Annotated in this window: 17 protein-coding genes and 2 pseudogenes; 9 read left to right on the forward strand and 10 right to left on the reverse strand. The window is 70.6% G+C overall.

What is annotated here, in order from left to right; translation table 11 throughout:
- Positions 1-11: 11 nt before the first annotated feature.
- Both ACH4DZ_RS35610 and ACH4DZ_RS35615 read right to left on the reverse strand, forming a co-directional pair.
- Positions 12-1847, reverse strand: a complete 1836-nt coding sequence (locus tag ACH4DZ_RS35610) for a glycoside hydrolase family 15 protein (protein WP_398292335.1) — start codon at positions 1845-1847, stop codon at positions 12-14.
- A 135-nt stretch (positions 1848-1982) separates the two neighbouring features.
- Positions 1983-2765, reverse strand: coding sequence for a sulfite exporter TauE/SafE family protein (locus tag ACH4DZ_RS35615; RefSeq protein ID WP_398292337.1), 783 nt, complete (start codon positions 2763-2765; stop codon positions 1983-1985).
- Between the two features lie 182 nt (positions 2766-2947).
- On the opposite strand from ACH4DZ_RS35615, the gene ACH4DZ_RS35620 reads away from it, so the two are divergent.
- From ACH4DZ_RS35620 to ACH4DZ_RS35635, 4 genes are all read left to right on the forward strand, one after another.
- The gene (locus ACH4DZ_RS35620) at positions 2948-3754 is read left to right on the forward strand and encodes a lysophospholipase (protein ID WP_398292339.1); all 807 of its coding nucleotides are present in this window, start codon (positions 2948-2950) and stop codon (positions 3752-3754) included.
- A 58-nt stretch (positions 3755-3812) separates the two neighbouring features.
- Positions 3813-4163: a DUF3140 domain-containing protein gene (locus ACH4DZ_RS35625; protein WP_398292341.1), complete on the forward strand. Its 351-nt coding sequence runs from the start codon at positions 3813-3815 to the stop codon at positions 4161-4163.
- A complete protein-coding gene (locus tag ACH4DZ_RS35630; protein ID WP_398292343.1) occupies positions 4160-4519 on the forward strand; it encodes a hypothetical protein in 360 nt (119 codons plus the stop codon). The genes ACH4DZ_RS35625 and ACH4DZ_RS35630 overlap by 4 nt, the downstream gene beginning before the upstream one ends.
- A gap of 258 nt (positions 4520-4777) precedes the next feature.
- A complete protein-coding gene (locus tag ACH4DZ_RS35635) occupies positions 4778-5437 on the forward strand; it encodes an isochorismatase family protein (protein WP_398292345.1) in 660 nt (219 codons plus the stop codon).
- 61 nt (positions 5438-5498) lie between these two features.
- On the opposite strand, the gene ACH4DZ_RS35640 is transcribed toward ACH4DZ_RS35635, so the two are convergent.
- The 3 genes from ACH4DZ_RS35640 to ACH4DZ_RS35650 all read right to left on the reverse strand — a co-directional run bounded on the left by ACH4DZ_RS35640 (position 5499) and on the right by ACH4DZ_RS35650 (position 6626).
- On the reverse strand, positions 5499-5729 hold the full coding sequence (locus ACH4DZ_RS35640) for a hypothetical protein (RefSeq protein WP_398292347.1): 231 nt from the start codon (positions 5727-5729) through the stop codon (positions 5499-5501).
- Positions 5726-6241, reverse strand: a complete 516-nt coding sequence (locus ACH4DZ_RS35645; protein ID WP_398292349.1) for an amidohydrolase family protein — start codon at positions 6239-6241, stop codon at positions 5726-5728. Before ACH4DZ_RS35645 ends, ACH4DZ_RS35640 begins: the two co-directional genes overlap by 4 nt.
- A 205-nt stretch (positions 6242-6446) precedes the next feature.
- Positions 6447-6626 carry a hypothetical protein gene (locus ACH4DZ_RS35650; protein WP_398292350.1) on the reverse strand — a complete coding sequence of 60 codons (180 nt, stop codon included), beginning with the start codon at positions 6624-6626 and terminating at the stop codon, positions 6447-6449.
- Between the two features lie 281 nt (positions 6627-6907).
- On the opposite strand from ACH4DZ_RS35650, the pseudogene ACH4DZ_RS35655 reads away from it, so the two are divergent.
- Positions 6908-7207, forward strand: a pseudogene (locus ACH4DZ_RS35655) (ABC transporter ATP-binding protein); the annotation flags it as partial.
- A 68-nt stretch (positions 7208-7275) separates the two neighbouring features.
- Here the strand turns inward: ACH4DZ_RS35655 and argB are convergent.
- Positions 7276-8106, reverse strand: a complete 831-nt coding sequence (gene argB, locus ACH4DZ_RS35660) for an acetylglutamate kinase (protein ID WP_398292778.1) — start codon at positions 8104-8106, stop codon at positions 7276-7278.
- Positions 8107-8270: 164 nt separating this feature from the next.
- A pseudogene (locus tag ACH4DZ_RS35665) lies at positions 8271-8654 on the reverse strand (formyltransferase family protein); the annotation flags it as partial.
- A 47-nt stretch (positions 8655-8701) separates the two neighbouring features.
- Here ACH4DZ_RS35665 and ACH4DZ_RS35670 point away from each other — a divergent pair.
- The 4 genes from ACH4DZ_RS35670 to ACH4DZ_RS35685 all read left to right on the forward strand — a co-directional run bounded on the left by ACH4DZ_RS35670 (position 8702) and on the right by ACH4DZ_RS35685 (position 13695).
- Positions 8702-10084, forward strand: a complete 1383-nt coding sequence (locus ACH4DZ_RS35670; protein WP_398292352.1) for a lysine N(6)-hydroxylase/L-ornithine N(5)-oxygenase family protein — start codon at positions 8702-8704, stop codon at positions 10082-10084.
- A 182-nt stretch (positions 10085-10266) separates the two neighbouring features.
- Positions 10267-11961, forward strand: a complete 1695-nt coding sequence (locus tag ACH4DZ_RS35675) for an ABC transporter ATP-binding protein (protein ID WP_398292354.1) — start codon at positions 10267-10269, stop codon at positions 11959-11961.
- The gene (locus ACH4DZ_RS35680; protein WP_398292356.1) at positions 11930-13030 is read left to right on the forward strand and encodes an iron-siderophore ABC transporter substrate-binding protein; all 1101 of its coding nucleotides are present in this window, start codon (positions 11930-11932) and stop codon (positions 13028-13030) included. The genes ACH4DZ_RS35675 and ACH4DZ_RS35680 overlap by 32 nt, the downstream gene beginning before the upstream one ends.
- A gap of 137 nt (positions 13031-13167) precedes the next feature.
- The gene (locus ACH4DZ_RS35685; protein ID WP_398292780.1) at positions 13168-13695 is read left to right on the forward strand and encodes an NUDIX hydrolase family protein; all 528 of its coding nucleotides are present in this window, start codon (positions 13168-13170) and stop codon (positions 13693-13695) included.
- A gap of 40 nt (positions 13696-13735) precedes the next feature.
- Here the strand turns inward: ACH4DZ_RS35685 and ACH4DZ_RS35690 are convergent, their stop codons facing one another.
- Genes ACH4DZ_RS35690 through ACH4DZ_RS35700 form a run of 3 tightly spaced genes read right to left on the reverse strand, consistent with a single transcriptional unit; the run spans position 13736 to position 17544 of the window.
- On the reverse strand, positions 13736-14866 hold the full coding sequence (locus ACH4DZ_RS35690; RefSeq protein WP_398292358.1) for an Ldh family oxidoreductase: 1131 nt from the start codon (positions 14864-14866) through the stop codon (positions 13736-13738).
- Between the two features lie 13 nt (positions 14867-14879).
- Positions 14880-16634, reverse strand: a complete 1755-nt coding sequence (locus ACH4DZ_RS35695) for a thiamine pyrophosphate-dependent enzyme (RefSeq protein WP_398292360.1) — start codon at positions 16632-16634, stop codon at positions 14880-14882.
- Between the two features lie 49 nt (positions 16635-16683).
- Positions 16684-17544 (reverse strand): amidohydrolase family protein, encoded by an 861-nt coding sequence (locus tag ACH4DZ_RS35700; RefSeq protein ID WP_398292362.1) that lies wholly within the window; start codon positions 17542-17544, stop codon positions 16684-16686.
- Between the last annotated feature and the right edge of the window lie 75 nt (positions 17545-17619).

Raw genomic sequence — 17619 nt, forward strand, 5'->3', positions numbered from 1 at the left:
GCTGGCCCCGCTCAGCCCAGGGCCCGGTCCAGGTTGAAGGCTGCGCTGATCAGGGCCAGATGGGTGAAGGCCTGGGGGAAGTTGCCCTGTTGTTCGCCGGTGTGGCTGATCTCCTCGGCGTACAGGCCGAGGTGGTTGGCGTAGGTGAGCATCTTCTCGAAGGCGAGGCGTGCCTCGTCGAGCCGGCCGGCCCGGGTCAGCGCCTCGACGTACCAGAAGGAGCAGATCGAGAAGGTGCCCTCCTCGCCGCGCAGGCCGTCGGGGCTCACCTTCGGGTCGTAGCGGTAGACCAGTGAGTCGGAGACCAGGTCCTCGGTGAGCGCGTCGAGCGTGGAGAGCCACTTCGGGTCGGTCGGCGAGATGAACTTGGCCAGCGGCATCATCAGCACCGCGGCGTCCAGGACGTCGTCGTCCTCGTGCTGGACGAACGCCTTGCGCGTCGGTGACCAGCAGCGGTCCATGATCCGCCGGTAGATCGTGTCCCGGGCGCCGCGCCAGCACGGGAGGTCCGCGGGCAGGCCCCGGCGGTTGGCCAGCCTGATCGCCCGCTCGATCGCCACCCAGCACATGAGCCGGGAGTAGAGGAAGTTCTTACGGCCGCCGCGGGTCTCCCAGACACCCTCGTCGGGCTGGTCCCAGTGGTCGCACACCCACTCGACCAGCGCGCAGATGTCGTCCCACTGGTCGCTGGAGATCGGCTGGGCCCACTTGTCGTAGAGGTAGACCGAGTCGATGAGTGCGCCGTAGATGTCGAGCTGGAGCTGGTCGGCCGCCGCGTTGCCGATCCGGACGGGGGCGGAGCCCTTGTACCCCTCCAGGTGGCCGAGCTCCTGCTCACTCAGGTCGGTGCGCCCGTCGATGCCGTACATGATCTGCAGCGGGCCCGCGGGGCGGCCGTCGCCGGGGCTGATGTGTCTGGCCGTGAACGCCATGAACGACTTGGCCTCGCTGGTGAACCCCAGGCGCAGCAGGGCGTACACGCAGAACGCCGCGTCGCGCACCCACACGTACCGGTAGTCCCAGTTCCGTTCGCCGCCGAGCTGCTCGGGCAGGCTGGTCGTCGCGGCGGCCACGATCGCACCGGTCGGCGCGTAGGTGAGGAGTTTGAGGGTCAGCGCGGAGCGGTGCACCATTTCGCGCCACCGGCCGCGGTACTGGGAGGCGGTCAGCCAGTTCCGCCAGAACGCCACGGTGGCGCCGAACAGCTCCTCCGCCTCGGCGCGCGGGCAGCCGCGGGGCTCTACGCCGCCGCTGACCTGGTCGAGGGCGAACACCGCCGACTCGCCCTCGTGGAGTTCGAAGTCCGCCGTCGCGTCGAGCCCGTCGCAGGCGAGCGGCTCGGTGGAGGTCAGGGCGAGCGAGAGGTTCTTGGACTCGAAGACCACCGTGTCGTCGTGGATCCGGGCGGTGTGCGGCTGCGCCGCGTAGTCGAAGCGGGGTGCCACGCGCGCGTGGAAGGGGACCGAGCCGCGTACACACAGCACGCGGCGGATCAGCCGGTGCCGGTCCGCCTCGGTCTCGTCGCCGTCCACCGGCATGAAGTCCTGGATCTCGCCGACGCCGTCCTCCGTGAAGAAGCGGGTGAGCAGGACGTTGGTGTCCGGGAAGTAGAACTGCTTGGTCCTGGCCGGGACGGCGGCGGTCAGTTCGAAGGAGCCGCCCTTGTCCGCGTCGAGGATCGAGGCGAAGACGCTGGGGGCGTCGAAGGAGGGGCAGCAGTACCAGTCGATGGTGCCGTCGATGCCGACGAGGGCGACGCTGCGCAGGTCGCCGATGAGGCCGTGGTCGGCGATCGGGAGGTAGTGGCCCGATGTCGGTGGGTCCTGGTGAGCGGATGCCTCGGACATGGCCTCAGGGTAGACGTTCCGCCGGGGGGGTCGCCGGGAGTCCGTGGGTCCGTTCGGGCCGGTCGCGCCCACGCGGCCGAGCCGCGGGATGTCACGGTCCCGCGCCCCTGCGGGACGCCCTCCGCAGGGCGCTGTTCAGCGCAGCAGCAGCTGCAGGCCGCCCAGGATCGTCGCCGCGATGACCAGGCGTTCGAACAGGCGCTGGTTGATGCGGTCCACCGCCCACTTGCCGATGAGGGCGCCGGGGAGGACGAAAGCCGCCAGGGCCGCGTCCAGGAGCAGGGAGTGGCCGTCGATCAGGCCGAGGCCGACGCTGAAGGGGACCTTGGAGACGTTGACGATCAGGAAGAAGAAGGCGGAGGTGCCCAGGAAGCCGAGCTTGCGGAAGCCCGCGGAGAGGAGATACATCGACATCACGGGGCCGCCCGCGTTGGCGACCATCGTGGTGAAGCCGCCCAGCACTCCGTAGGAGCGGGCCTTGATCCGGCCGGTGCGCGTGGCCACCGAGTCGGGCTCCTCGTCGGTCTGCGCCGCCTCGGCCTTCCGGCGGCGCCACACGGTGACGCCGGCCATGAGCAGCAGGATCGCGCCGATCGACGTACGCACCATCGCGTCGTCGGCCCACACCAGGAACAGCGTGCCGACGACCACGCCCGCGGCGACCGCCGGGAACAGCTTCCACAGGGTCGGCCAGTGCGCGTGCCGCCGGTAGGTGAGCACGGCGAGCACGTCCCCGACGATCAGGATGGGCAGCAGCACCCCCGTGGACGCCCTGGTCGGCAGGACCGCCGCGAAGATCGCGAGGCTGACGGTGTTGGCCCCGCTCACGGCGGTCTTGGAGAAGCCGACGAGCAGAGCCGCGGCGGCGAGGGCGGCGAACTCCCAGGGAGTGATGTGCCAGAGCGTCATCGTGTTCATGCGGGGACCGATGCTATGCCCACCTATCCGGCCCTGTCAGGGGCGTCTCGACAGATGACCCCTGCCACCGCCACCGGCCGCGCTCTCTGGACCGCCTCCTCGCCCCCTGGAAGGATCTCCCTTGATCGTCCCCGCCCGCCCCTGATCGCCCTCGAACCTTCGCCGACGCCGATGGAGGACCCATGGCCGACTCCCGCGAACACACCCTCACGGGCACCCGGAGCAGCATCACGGCACGCGAGTGGCCACGGGCACGGCCGCGGTACGTGGCACTGCTGGTCCATGGATACGGCGAGCACATCGGCCGCTACGAATACGTCGCCGACGTGCTGCACGGGCATGGCGCGGCGGTGTTCGGCCCCGACCACACGGGACATGGGAAGTCCGGCGGCGAACGGGTGCTGATCGAGGACTTCGAGGACGTGGTGAGCGACGTCCACGCGGTGGAGCTGCTGGCCCGGGACGCGTACCCGGGCGTGCCGGTCGTGCTGATCGGCCACTCGATGGGTGGCCTCGTCGCGGCGCGACACGCCCAGCGGTACGGGGACGGGCTGGCCGGGCTCGTCCTGTCGGGGCCGGTGATCGGTACCTGGGAGCCACTCCATCAACTGCTCGCGCTCGACCCGCTGCCCGAGGTCCCCATCGACCCGACGGCGCTCTCACGCGATCCGGCGGTCGGACGGGCGTACGCGGCGGATCCCCTCGTCTGGCACGGGCCGTTCAAGCGGCCCACGCTGGAGGCCTTCGTCCACACCCTGGACACCGTCTCCAAGAGCGGTGACGTGGGGACTCTCCCGCTGCTGTGGCTGCACGGGGACGACGACCGGATCGTGCCGTTGCCCGCCAGCCGGGCCGGCATCGAGGAGCTGCGCGGCACCGAGTGGGACGAACGCGTGTACCCGGGCGCCCAGCACGAGGTGTTCAACGAGACGGTCAAGGACGCGGTCCTGGCCGATGTCACACGCTTCGTGGACGGCGTGCTCGCGTGAAACCCCTCCTGCCGGGCAGGCAGGCAGAACACGAGGATACGAACGAAAGGGACACCCGATGGCCGACGCCCTCGAACTCGACGCGCTGTGGGCCGAGTTCCACCGCGTGGTGAACATGACCTCACAGGAGCTGGCAGCCTGGCTGCGGGTGAACGACGCGTCCGAGGAGTCCGTGGCGCCGCCCGAGCACGCGGGCGCGCCGACCGGCGAGCATGTGCTGGCCATCCTGCAGAAACGGCGCATCGATCTCACCGAGGACGACCTCGACGTGATGTACGAGGTCGTGGACACCGTCACCGCCGAGACCGGCCCCGAGCGCGGGTCGAAGCAGGGGTCCGAGGCCGAGGAGACGCGTCGCCGCCACCGGCTGATGACCCTGGGGCACGACCCGAGCAGGCCGCAGGTGTGAGTGCTGCCGTCGACGCCGTCGACCGCCGCGTTGCGGAGCAGGAAGCCCACGACGTCCACGACGTCCACGACGTCCCGCACGCGCGCGAACCGTCCCGCGGGCGTCCGTGCGCGGCAGTTCTCCAGCACCTCGGCGGGCTGGGCCGCCCAGAACGGGTTGTCGCCGACGAGTTCGAGAGTCACGAGACGCAGCGCGGCCTCGATGTCGTACTCGGCCACGGTGTTCCGGTCGCGCGCGATACCGGCGAGCACCCGATGATCGACGCGCTCGACACCGGCCAGGGCGGGAGCGAGCCCGATACCGGCCGTACCCCCGACCACGACCACACCGCTCATGGCTCGTCCTCCGGCGCGTAGCAGCTCATGACCGCTTCTCCAGTACGTCGCGCAGGTGGTCCCAGTCGCGTGCGAACCGGCAGGAGTGGCGCGACGGCGGCTGTGTGCCTGCGTCTCCGGCCGATGCACCGGTCCCGTACCGGCGCGCCCGGTCGGCCGCCGGGTTGGCCACGGCTCAATCGCGTGCCTGACGGCCCACCCCTGATCAAGTTAGCTTAGGCTAAGCTAACTGACTCTGAGGAGGCTCGGGTGCCCACGCCCCCAGGGAGGAGCCCGCCCATGGTCCTGCCCGTCATCAACCCCTATGCCATGCCCGAACGTTCCGCGGTTCCCGCGTCCGGCCCGGCCTGGACGATCGACCCGGCGCGGGCGGCGCTGCTCGTCCACGACATGCAGAACCACTTCGTCCAGGCCTTCCCGCCCGGCTGCTCACCCGTCGTGGAACTGATCGACAACATCGCCACCCTGCGCGAACTGGCGGGCACCCTCGGCATGCCGATCGTCTTCAGCGCCGAACCGGCCGGGCAACGCCCCGGCCAGCGCGGTCTGATGCGCGACATCTGGGGTCCGGGCATCGGCCCGGAACCCGACGGGGACGCGGCGGTCGTGGCACCGCTCATGCCCCGGGTGGGGGAACACCTGATGGTCAACGTCCGCCACAACGCGTTCCTCCGCAGCCATCTCGGCAGGCTGCTGCGCTCCGAGGGGCGGGATCAGCTGATCCTCTGCGGGGTGCGGGCGCACCTGGGCATCCTGCTCACGGCCGCGGACGCCTTCATGCACGACATCCAGCCGTTCGTGGTGGCCGACGCGGTGGCCGACTTCTCCGCCGAGGACCACTCCATGGCGCTGCGGTGGATCGCGCGGACGGGCGTCGTCTGCACCACCAACCAGCTGATCCGCCACCTTCTGCACGGCAAGGCGGCACAGAGCATGTGACGGGCGCCGGCGCACTGCCGCGCCGGGGCAGCGGCCCGATCGGACGCGACAGCGGGGTAGTTCACGCGCAGGGGCGTCCCGGATACTCGTCGCTCTCCGGCACACCCGCCTCGCGCATCCTGCGCAGGACCTCGCCCCGCAGCGGCCCGTCGTCGATGTCCACCAGGCAGTTGGTGTCCCGGTCGAAGACGAGGACGTCCCCCGCGGTGTCCCAGAGCACCCACCTGCGCGGGTACTCGGGCGCCCGCCACAGATGGGCGTACGTTTCCACGCTGTCGATGCGCGTGCTCACAGTGCGCCTCCTTCGGTCTCGCGGCCGTCGACGAATGTCGCGACCACGTCGATGTCGCCGATGCGCGCGACCTCGACGCCCGTGGGGTCGTCGCCCAGGACGATCAAGTCCGCGCTCCTGCCCGGTGTGAGGCTGCCCGCGCGGTCCTCCCAGTGGCAGGCGAAGGCGCCCGCCACGGTGTAGGCGCGCAGTGCCTCGCCGACCGTGACACCCTCGTCCGGGCCGATGACCTGCCCCGGCTCGGAGGCCCGCTCGACCATGAACTGGATCGCCCTGAGCGGCGATCCGTCCGCGACGGGCCGATCGGAACTGCCGGCCAGTGTGATGCCGTGGTCGAGGAATCCCCGTCCACGGTACAGCCAGGGTGCTCGATGCGGTGCCGAGCGCCCGGCGGGCAGCCGCAGCTCCAACCGCCGGCCCGTGCCGGTGGTGTCGCGGAGCGGGTCCAGCGGGCTCTTCAGCGGCAGGGGTGCCGCACTCCGCAACACGCCTGTCCAGAAGGGCAGTTCCACGCTCCGTCAACTCGCGTACGGTGTGCGGCGCGTCCAGCACCAGGACGTCCATGCCTTCGCACGGCGGGATGTCCGCCGCGACCTCCCGGTGGTGAGCATGCGGACCGGGCGTCGGCCAGCGTGTACGAGATGCGGTCGGCCGGATAGTCGGTGTCCACCGGCAGATGGTCGGCGCCGGACTTCAGTACGGCGACCTCGGCGACGATCAGTTCGGCCGGGTGTCCTCGAAGGCCGGCGCGATCTCGTCGGGCCGCTGCCGCACCTGCTCGGCGAACACCTCCGGCCAGGTCCGCAGAGGCGGGAGGAGGGGGGGCGTCGTGGTCGGTGTCGTTCCACTCCTCCAGGACGCGGTGACGTTCCCCGGCGTCCAGCAGGTCCAGTTCACCGATCGGGGTGCACGGCCGGGCGATCGCGTCGGCCAGCAGGGTGGCGTAGTGGCCCGCGGTACGCAGAGCGGTCCCGTCACGGAACAGGTCCGGGCGGTACCTCGACCTCGTCAACACCGGACACAGCTGACCGTGCCTCCAGAGTGTGTGGAACCGGTTCAGCCGGAGGACCGCAGGTCACATTGAGGAAGGGTCACCTAACCGCAAGGTCTCTTCTCTGTGGACCACGTGATCCCCACTACGATTAAGGCCTGCCTAACTTTAGGGAGCTGGCCGTTGGACGACGTACCTCGACCTGGCCCATCAGATCGATGTCCTGGACCTGGTCACCGACCTCAACCGCCGGGAGAACCGCACGGTCGTGATGGTCCTCCACGACCTCAACCAGGCCTGCCGGTACGCCGATCACGTGGTCGCCATGAAATCCGGAAAGATCGTCGCGGAGGGCAGCCCGGCCGAGGTCGTCACCGCCGAGACGGTCGAGCACGTCTTCGACCTGACCTGCCGCATCACGATGGACCCGGTCAGCGGCACCCCCCTGGTCATCCCCATGGGCCGCCACCACGGCCCTACGCCTTGAGGGGCACGGGGAACGGCGCGCCCAGCCACAACGCACCCGCAGCCGAACGCCCCGCCCCACTCCACCCCTCAGCCGACGACGTCGTCCGACACGACAGTCGTCCCCGTTCCGACCCCACCGACCAGCCCGTCGAGCAACGCATGCGGCGCCCGCCCGTCAAGAACCCGGGCAACCCCCACCCCACCCCGCACGGCCCGCAGACACGCCTCCATCTTCGGCCCCATCCCGCCGGCCAGCCCCGGCAGCACCCGCTCCAACTCCCCCACCCCGATCCGGTCGACGACCCGCTCACTCGCGGGCCAGTCGGCATACAGCCCCGGCACGTCGGTGAGGACGACGAGAACCCGCGTCCCCAAAGCGGCGGCCAACGCCCCGGCCGCCGTGTCCGCGTTGACGTTGCAGACCTGCCCGTCCTCGCCCCGCCCGACGGAGGAGACCACCGGAATGTGGCCGCCCTCCAACAGAAGCCGTACGACGCCGGTGTTGACCCGCGCCACATCTCCGACCAGCCCGATGTCGACGCGCTCACCGCCCACTTGGGCGTACCGCTTGACGGCGGTGAGGGTGTGTCCGTCCTCGCCGCTGAGGCCGACCGCGTGCGGCCCGTGCTCGTTCAGCAGTCCGACCAGGTCCTTCTGGACCTTGCCGGACAGCACCATCCGTACGACCTCCATGGTCTCGGGGGTGGTGACCCGAAGCCCGTTCAGGAAGTCGGACCTGAGCCCGAGCCGGTCCAGATGAGCGGCGATCTGCGGGCCCCCGCCATGCACCACGACCGGCCGGACGCCCGCCCGGTACAAGGTGAGGACGTCCTGGGCGAAGGCCCGCCGGAGCGTGTCGTTAGTCATCGCGTGGCCGCCGTACTTGACGACGACCGTGTGCCCGCGCAGGTGTTCCAGCGCCACGAGCCGCTCGGCGGGACCGACGGACGCGGCACCCTCGGTCACCGCGTCCGCCACGACCGCGTCCGCCACGACCACCTCCGTCACCCCGGCGTCCGCGTCCGTCACCGCCGTGCCGCTCACGCGGCGTGCTCCGCCCCGGCCGCGGTGCGGACCCGCTTGACGACCAGCCCGCGCAGCCGCCCGTTCCTCGCCTCCGTGCCGGCGACGGTGTCGGCCGAGCCGACCGGCGCCGGGCGCTGCAACAGCACGTCACCGGCGTCGAGTTCGGCGTTCACCCGGTGCGCGGTGACCCCGACCTCCCGCTCGCCGCTGACGAGGGCCCGGAGCAGCGGGGAGAAGCCCGCGTAGGCCGGGAGCAGCGGGTCGTGGATGTCGAGCGTGCCGTGGGGCGGCAGGTCGAGGAGCTCGGGGTCCTCGGGCCGGTTGCGCAGCAGCACCGGTACGCCGTACTTCTCGGCCGGGACCACCTCGTGGTCGGAGTCCAACAGAGCCTGAAGGGTGCGATGCCCCCAGGTCTGGCAGCCGAACATGACGACCCGCACAGTCGATCCCCTCCTAGGACACACCATTGCAAGGTAAGGCTAACCTTATGCAACATCAGTGGCGCCTAGGGGAAGGAAAAGTTGCGGTGAACGCACTGCACGACGAACCGGACGCCGTCCTTGACGTGCTCGGTATAGGGTTTGGGCCGTCAAATCTCGCACTGGCCATTGCAGTTGAGGAACACAACGCCCAAGCCGCTCCGGAGAACCGGATCCGCGCGGGATTCCTGGAGCGCCAGCCGTCGTTCGGCTGGCACCGGGGCATGCTCATCGAAGACGCCACGATGCAGGTGTCCTTTCTCAAGGACCTGGTCACCATGCGCAACCCGACCAGCGACTTCAGCTTCCTGTGTTTCCTGCGGGAGCGGGGCAGGATGGTGGACTTCCTCAACGCCAAGACGCTGTTCCCCCTGCGGATCGAGTTCCATGAGTACTTCGAGTGGGCGGCCGCCCGGGTGGCACACCTCGTCGACTACTCGGACGAGGTCGTGTCCGTCGACCCGGTGACCGGCCCCGACGGCGAGGTCCGCTATCTGGACGTCGTCAGCCGCGTGCCCGGCGAACCGGGCCGGACCGTCACCCGGCGGGCCCGGAACATCTCGGTGGCCGTCGGCCTGGAGCCGCATCTGCCCCCGGGGACCGCCCTGTCCGACCGCATCTGGCACAACAGCGAACTCGTGCCGCGCGTGCGGGAACTGAACGCCTCCGGTGGCGGCGACGCGGTGGGCCGTGTCCTGGTGCTCGGCGCGGGCCAGAGCGGCGCCGAGGCACTCGACTACCTGCACCGGTCCTTCCCCGGGGCGGAGATCTGCGCGATCTTCGCCAAGTACGGGTACACACCCGCCGACGACAGCCCGTTCGCCAACCGGATCTTCGACCCGGAGGCCGTGGACGTCTACTTCCGGTCCACGCCGGAGGTGAAACAGTCCCTGGTCGACTACCACCGCAGCACCAACTACTCGGTGGTCGACATGGACCTCATCGAGTCGCTGTACGCGACGATGTACCGCGAGAAGGTCCAGGGCCGCGAGCGGCTGCAACTGCGCAACGTGTCCCGCATCCGGGACGTCCGCAGCCTCGACGACCACCTGGAGGTCACCGTCGAGTATCTCCCCACCGGGGAACGGGAGGTGATCTCCGCGGACCTGCTGGTCCACGCGACCGGCTACCGTCCCAGAGACCTCGACACCATGCTGGGCAGAGCCGCGAAACTCTGCCTGCGGGACGACAAGGACGCCGTACGCGTCGGCCGCGACCACCGGATCGAGCTGACACCCGACGTCACGGCGGGCATCTACCTGCAGGGCGCGACCGAGCACACACACGGTCTCACCTCGACCCTGCTGTCCACCACGGCGGTACGATCCGGCGAGATCCTGGAGTCCCTGATCGCCCACCGCTCAAGCGACTTGACGGTTTCGGCGGGCTGAGGCCCGCCCCGCGCGGGTGTGACACCACGCCGCACCCGCGCGGACGCACTCGTACCACCACACCTCGTACCACCACACCCGAGCGGGGCTCTCTCACACGTGCCCGCCTGGGCAATGCCATGGTCAGCAACTTAGAGTAGCCTCACCTAACTTTTCTTCGTCCGATCCCGGAGGGGTTGCGGGTGAGTCCTACATATCCGTCAGGACGTGACGTCCTGCGGGAGTCGGTCAAAGGGCAGCGCCGGGACGTCGGTCTCGGCGCACTGCTCGCGTCCGGACACCAAGTCGGGGAAGCCCTGGTTCCGGTGCTGATCGGCGTGGTGATCGACCGGGCCGTCACCGGCTCCGACACCGGCGCCCTCCTCCTGTGGCTCGGCGTCCTCGCCATGGTCTACGTCGGGCTGGCCCTGTCCTTCCGCTTCGGCGCCTGGGCCGGCGACCGGTCGTCTGTCCGGGCCGAACACTCCCTGCGCATCGCCCTCGTACGACGCGTACTGCACCCCGGCGGCGGCGCCGAGGACGGCCGGCTGCCCGGAGCGCTCGCCAACACCGCGACCGAGGACGCCAAGCGGGTCGGCGGTGTCAACACGGCCGTGATGTACGGGATCGCGTCCCTGGCCGGCATCCTCACCTGCGCCTTCGTCCTGCTGCGTACGTCGGTCATGCTCGGTCTGGTCGTCCTCCTCGGCACGCCCGTGCTGCTGTGGCTCGGGCATCTGCTGAGCAAGCCCCTGGAGACCCGCAGCGAGGCCGAGCAGGAGCGCGCGGCACACGCCTCCGCCGTCGCCGCCGACCTGGTGGCCGGCCTCCGGATCCTCAAGGGCATCGGCGGCGAGTCGGCGGCCATCGCCCGCTACCGCACCACCAGCCGCGACTCCCTGGCGGCCACGCTGAAGGCGGCCCGCGCACAGGCCTTCCAGAGCGGCATGGTGCTCTCCCTGACCGGCTGCCTGATCGCCCTGGTCGCCTTGGTCGGCGGACGGCTGGCCGCCGAAGGCACCATCAGCCTCGGCCAGTTGGTGTCGGCGGTCGGGCTCGCGCTCTTCCTGGTCGGCCCCCTCGAAGTACTCGCCTGGGTCAACGCCGAACTCGCCCAGGGCCGCGCCTCGGCCGGCCGGGTCGCGGAGGTCCTGGCCACCCCGCACGGAGTCACCGCCGGTGACCTGAGCCTGCCCACGGAGGTGCGCGGCGCCCTGCGGCTGGCCGGCGTCAGCCACGGCGGACTGCGCGAGGTGGACCTGGACATCGCGCCCGGCGAGCTGCTCGGCGTGGTCGCCACCGACCCCGCCCACGCGACCGATCTGCTGCGCTGCCTGGCCCGGCGGGCCGATCCCGACACGGGCACGGTGGAACTGGACGGCGTGTCCCTGCGGGACCTGGACCCGGCCGAGATGCGTACGGCCCTGCTGGTGGCCGAGCACGACGCGGACCTCTTCGAAGGCACCGTGCGCGACAACGTCATGGCCGCCGCCCCCGCGTCCGGCGATCCCGCACCGGCGATGACGGCGGCCGGAGTGGCCCAGGTCGCGCAGACACTGCCCGAGGGCGAGGACACCGCGGTCAGCGAGCGCGGACGCTCGCTCTCCGGCGGGCAGCGCCAACGGGTGGCGCTGGCACGCGCGTTGGCGGCCGACCGTGCCGTCCTGGTGGTCCACGATCCGACCACGGCGGTGGACGCGGTGACCGAGGCGGGCATCGCGACCGGCCTGCGCGAGGTCCGCAAGGGACGTACCACGGTCGTGGTGACCACCAGCCCCGCGCTGCTCGCCGTGACGGACCGGGTCGTACTGCTCGAAGGCGGCCGGGTCACCGACACGGCCCCGCACGCCGACCTGATCGCCCGTCATGAGACCTACCGAGCGGCGGTTCTGGCATGAGCGACACCGTCGCCGATCCGAACGACCCCACCACCGCGGGCCGGGAGTTGCTGCCCACAGCGACACCACAGCGGCGGCCTGCGGCTCCGACGACGACTCCGGCTCGGACGCGGCGGGCGCGGACAGGTCCCCGTCCGCGAACAGCGCCTTCCCGGTGACCCTGGCCCACAAGTACGGCAACACCACCGTCGAGTCCGAACCGAAGCGGATCGTGACGGTCGGGCTGACCGACCAGGACGCCGTACTCGCCCTCGGCAAGGTGCCCGTCGGGACCACCGAGTGGCTCGGCGGCTACAAGGGCGCCATCGGGCCCTGGGCCGCCGACAAGCTGGGCAGCGGGAAGACCCCCACCGTGCTGAAGGACACCGGCACGGGTCCGCAGACCGAGAGGATCGCCGCCCTCAAGCCCGACCTGATCCTCGCGGTCTACGGCGGTCTCACGAAGGACCAGTACACGACCCTCTCGAAGTTCGCCCCGGTCGTGGCCCAGCCCAAGCAGTACAACGACTTCGGTGTGCCGTGGCAGCGGCAGACCGAGATCATCGGCAAGGCGCTCGGCCAGGAGTCCGAGGCGAAGGATCTCGTGAAGGGCGTCGAGTCCGACTTCGCGACCGCCGCCAAGGACAATCCCGAGTTCGCCGAGTCGACCGGCGTGATGGCGACCCCGTACGAGGGCATCTTCGTCTTCGGCAGCCAGGACTCGCGCTCACGGGTCCTGACCGACCTCGGTTTCACACTGCCGACCGACCTCGACAAGGTCATCGGTGACAAGTTCGGTGCCGACATCAGCAAGGAACGCACCGACCTGCTGAACACCGACACCGCCGTCTGGATCGTCGGGGACAAGGCGAAGGACGCGGCCGAGCTCCACAAGAACGCGCTCTACGGCGACCTGGACGTGGTGAAGCAGGGCCGCGAGGTCTTCGTCGAGGAGACCAGCGACTACGGCAACTCCGTCTCCTTCGTGTCGGTGCTCAGCCTGCCCTACATGCTGGAGCGCCTGGTGCCGCAGCTGGCCGCGGCCGTCGACGGCGACACCGCCACGAAGGTGACCGAACCGACCTCATGAGAGTGACCTCGCGATTGCCGCGGGGCACAGCGGACAGAAGGTCCGGGGCACGGACGATCCGTGGCCCCGGACCACGCTGTGTCGGGCGACACGCTCGCGACACCAGAGGCTGAAAGTATGATCAACCAATGTCTGACATGACCGAAACCACGCCCGGCTGGCTGCCCCACGACGAGCTGGAGCAGGCGCGCGCCCGTATGCCGATCCTGTACGTCGAGGCCGTGCCGGTCCGCGTCGACGACAGCGGCGAAGTGACCAGCATCGGACTGCTGCTCCGCATGGGATCGGGCGGAGCGGTCAGCCGCGCGCTCGTCTCCGGCCGGGTGCTGCACCACGAACGGGTCAGGGACGCCCTGCTGCGCCATCTGGAGAAGGACCTCGGGCCGGTCGCGCTGCCCCGGATCCCGGCCTCGCTGCAGCCGTTCACCGTCGCCGAGTACTTCCCGACGCTGGGGGACACGCCGTTCCACGACCCCCGCCAGCACGCGGTGTCGCTCGCGTACATCGTGCCGGTGACCGGCGACTGCCGTCCCCGCCAGGACGCGCTCGACCTGGTCTGGTTCAGCCCTCAGGAGGCTTCGTCCCCCATGGTCCTGAACGAGATGTCGGGCGGCCACGGGGCCCTGCTCAAGCAGGCCCTCGCACATGTGGGCGGCCTGTCCTGAGAAAGGTGCGGGGATCACTGTCCGGCAGCCCGGCGTCCACTCAGACCGTGCGAGTGGACGCCGGTGTGGAAGGGGACGGCGGTGTGGAAGTGGACGGCGGCATGGCAGGGGACGGCACGGGCGTCGGCGGCGTGATCCCGAACCTCTCGGCGTTCTCCGTCAGCTCGCGCCACACCTTGGGCGCCACGGGAATTCCCCGTACGCCCCGCTCGGCGGCCACACCGGCGCTGCGCTCGCCCGGATAGAAGACGCCCTCCGCACCGTCCGCCGCCGGCAGCCCCTTGAGGGTGCCGAGTGTGGCGTCGACGGCCGCGGTGAATCCCTCCGCGCCTCCGAACGCGGCCGGGTCCAACGCGATGAGCAGCGCGTTCTGGCGGTGCCTGCGGCCCTGCGGGTCGTCCGAGTGGAACGCGGCGAGGATCGGCGCGCCGACGAGCACACTGGTGAGCAGTTCGAACGCGAGTGACATGCCCGACCCCTTGGCGCCGCCCAGCGGCAGCGGCATGACCGCCTTCTCCGGGTCCGTGGTGGGGGTGCCGTCCTCGGTGGCCGCCGCTCCCTCCGGCAGCGGGGTCCCGCTCGCCCTGGCCTGGCGGATCTTCCCGAGGGCGATGGTGGCGGTGGCCATGTCGAGGAGCAGCGGGGCCTGCTCGGCGGCCGGTACGGCGACGGCGAGCGGGCTGGTCGCGACGGCGGCGCCCCTGACACCGGTGTAGCCCATGTTGGGCATGCCGGCGACGAAGCCGAGTCCGACCATCCCCTGTGCGGCGATCTTCGAGACGTAGTAGCCGATGGCGCCGGTGTGGACGGTGCCGCGCACCCCGACGGAGGCGATACCGGTGGTCCTCGCCCGTGTCACGGCCTCGTCGGCGGCGGCGCTCAGCGCCACCGGGCCGGGGGCCCGGTCGGCGTCCAGGACGGCGGCGGCCGCAGTGCTGGACTCGAACCGCAGCTGCGCACGCGCGTTGGCCACGCCCTTGGCGAGCAGTTCCAGATAGGCGGGGACGCGGGCGATGCCGTGGGAGTCGACGCCGCGCAGCGCGGCCCAGACGAACACGTCCGCGGTGGTGGCGGCGTGCTCCGGACTGAGACCGCCCTTCTCCAGGAGGGCGGCGGAGAAGGCGCGCAGGTCGTCTGCGGGCACCAGGACCTTGGTGGGTGCGTGGGACATGGGGTCTCCTGGGTCAGCGGGTGACGAGGACGTCGACCACCGCGGTGGTGCCCTCGGACACGGCCTTGAGGGCACGCTCCAGCGCGGGCGTGAGCGCGTCCGAAGTGTCGACGGTCTCGGTGTGCATGCCGAACGGTTCGGCGAACCGGGCCAGTCGGGGCAGCCCGCTCAGATCGGTGCCGAGCCACTCCCCGGTCCCGGCAGCCGCGCCCCCGGGATAGAACCTGCGGTGGTTGAGGTTCATCGATGTGTAGGCACGGTTGTTGAACACCACGATCAGCAGCGGCAGTTCGTACGCCTTGGAGGCGTCGTACGACGGCACGACCGGGTTGTACGCGAAGGCGCCGTCGCCGATCGTGAGGACCACCGGGCGCTCCCGGGCGGCGAGTTTGACCCCGAGCGCGACCGCGATGCCCTGGCCGAGCCCGCCCTGCACGTAGAAGTACGAGTCGGGCGCGTCGGTCCGGACATGCCTCCTGACGACCCGGCTGTGGGTGATGGTCTCGTCGACGACGATGCCCTCCCGGCCTTCGAGCAGCTTGCGCAGGGTGGCGGCGACGAGCACGGGGTCGACACCCTCGGCCTCTCCCCGGCCCGTTTCCCGGCCTCCTCCCCCGGCGGCGGCCCGCACCTCGGCGGCAGCGATCGCGTCCCGTTCGGAGCGGTGCCGTGCCTCCTGTGCCGTACGACGGACGGCCGCGGCGGTTTCGTCCAGGCCCTTCGCCCGCTTGGCGAGCTGGCGCAGGGTGTTGGTGGTGTTGCCCTCCAGGTACCTGTCGGCGAACAGGACTTGGTAGACGACGTGCGGGCGCTGCGGCACCTCGTCGATGACGACGACCCTGGCCCGGGAGGGGCGGCGGGACGGCGGGTAGAAGGGGGCGCGGCAGTTGACGAGGAGGATGAGGTCCGCCTCGTCCATCCACGGCCCGATGTCGCTGCCGGCATGCAGCGGATGGCTGCGCGGGAAGTTGCCGCAGACCGCCGAGTCGGGCTCGACGACCGGGAGGTTCCATGCCTCGGCGAAGGCGACCAGGGCTTCGAAGCCGCCCTCCTCACGGCCCGCCGTCTCGGTCACGATCACCGGATCGCGGGCCTCCCGGATCAGTTGCGCGACCGTGTCGACCTGCTCGGGCGAGCTGTGGGTGGAGCCCGGCGGCACGACCGGACGGGCCTCCCGGCCGTCCCACTCCTCCAGCAGGATCTCCAGCGGGATGTTGAGGTACGCCGGTCCGCCCGGGGCCCGCCAGGCCAGTTCCGCGGCCCGCGTGATCATGGTGGGCAGGGTGTGGACGCTCGCCGCCTCGGTGGCCCACTTGGTGAAGGGCCGGGCGACGCCGTGCGGGCCGCCCACGACGGAGAGGTTGCGGTACCACTGGCCGCCCGGGTCCTGACCGGGTCCGTCGCCGTACGTGGTCGACTCCGAGGAGGCCACCACCATGGGGACGCCGGCGAGCAGCGCCCCGTGCACGGCCATGGAACCCTGCAGCAGCCCGGGAGTGGCGTGCAGCAGCACGCCCTGGGGGCGCCGGCTCACCAGGCCGTAGCCGGTGGCCATCCCGACGGCGACGGTCTCGTGCGTCAGGTCGAGGTACGCGGGACAGGGCAACCCGTCCCGGTGGCGCCGGGCGAGGGACTCCCACACCGGGGCCCACTCGGAACCCGACGAGCAGAAAAGGTAGTCGGCGCCGACGGCGCCGAAGGCGGTGACGAGGGCGTCTCCGCCGTCGGCACCCGGGGAACCGGCCGTGTCGGTCACCTGCGATGACATCTCTGTCGGCATCTCTGTTGGCACCTCCGGTGGCATCTCTGGTGGTCCCTCAGCCCTCGATCGGCCAGTTCAGGACCTCGGAGATACCGCGGCCCATGATCCATTCGAGCTCCTCGGGCGTGAAGTCCCAGTGCTTGGTGAACTGCTCGACGGTGTCGGTGTACGTGATGCCGTGGCCGAGCAGCCGTGTGATGTCGGTGCCGTAGAAGCAGCGCCGCGGGCCCATCCTGTCGACCATCTCGCGCACGTACTTCTGGATGTTGTTGTTCGGGAAGGGCTGCGTGGAGTAGCCCGGCAGCGCCGAGACCTTCACGTAGATGTTCGGGTGGGCGGCGAGGTCGGCGGTCTCCTGGACCCAGTAACCGATCGCGTCGTCGACACAGCGGGCCATGATGCCCATGTGATCGATGATGATCTTCAACTCGGGGTGCCTGGCGGCGATCTCCCCGAGTTCCCGCTTCCAGATCGGGGCGTGGACCATCGTCGGGATACGCAGTTCCTCGGCGAGGGGCCAGTACCAGTCGTTGGTGCCGTCGATCATCCAGTTGCGGTCGATCGGCCGGTGGAACGTGAGCCGGGTGCCCTTCACATGCGGGTTCTGCGCGAAGTCCGCCAGCAGCGCCTTGCCCTCTTCCGGCTTGTTCTGCGGAATGCGGGCCATGATGCCGAAGCGGTCCGGGTGCGCCTCGCACGCCTCCAGGGCGTAGTCGATGCGGTCGCCCTCCCAGGACGGCGGAAGGATCAGCGCCCGGTTGACGCCGGCCTCGTCCATCAGCTCCAGGGCTTCCTCGTACGAGAAGGGCTCCTCGCGGTGGCCGTTGAGGCGGATGCGCTCACGGGCGCCCGGGACCCAGGGCCGGTCCGGGGTCTCTTCCTTCCAGATGTGGATCTGTGTGTCGACGACGAACATGGCTTCAACTCCTGCTGGTGCGCGGGGCGGTGGGGTGGTGGTGCGGGAGGAACGCTAGGCGGGACGGCGGGCCTT

Source organism: Streptomyces sp. NPDC017991, assembly GCF_044328075.1.
Taxonomy (GTDB): Bacteria; Actinomycetota; Actinomycetes; order Streptomycetales; family Streptomycetaceae; genus Streptomyces.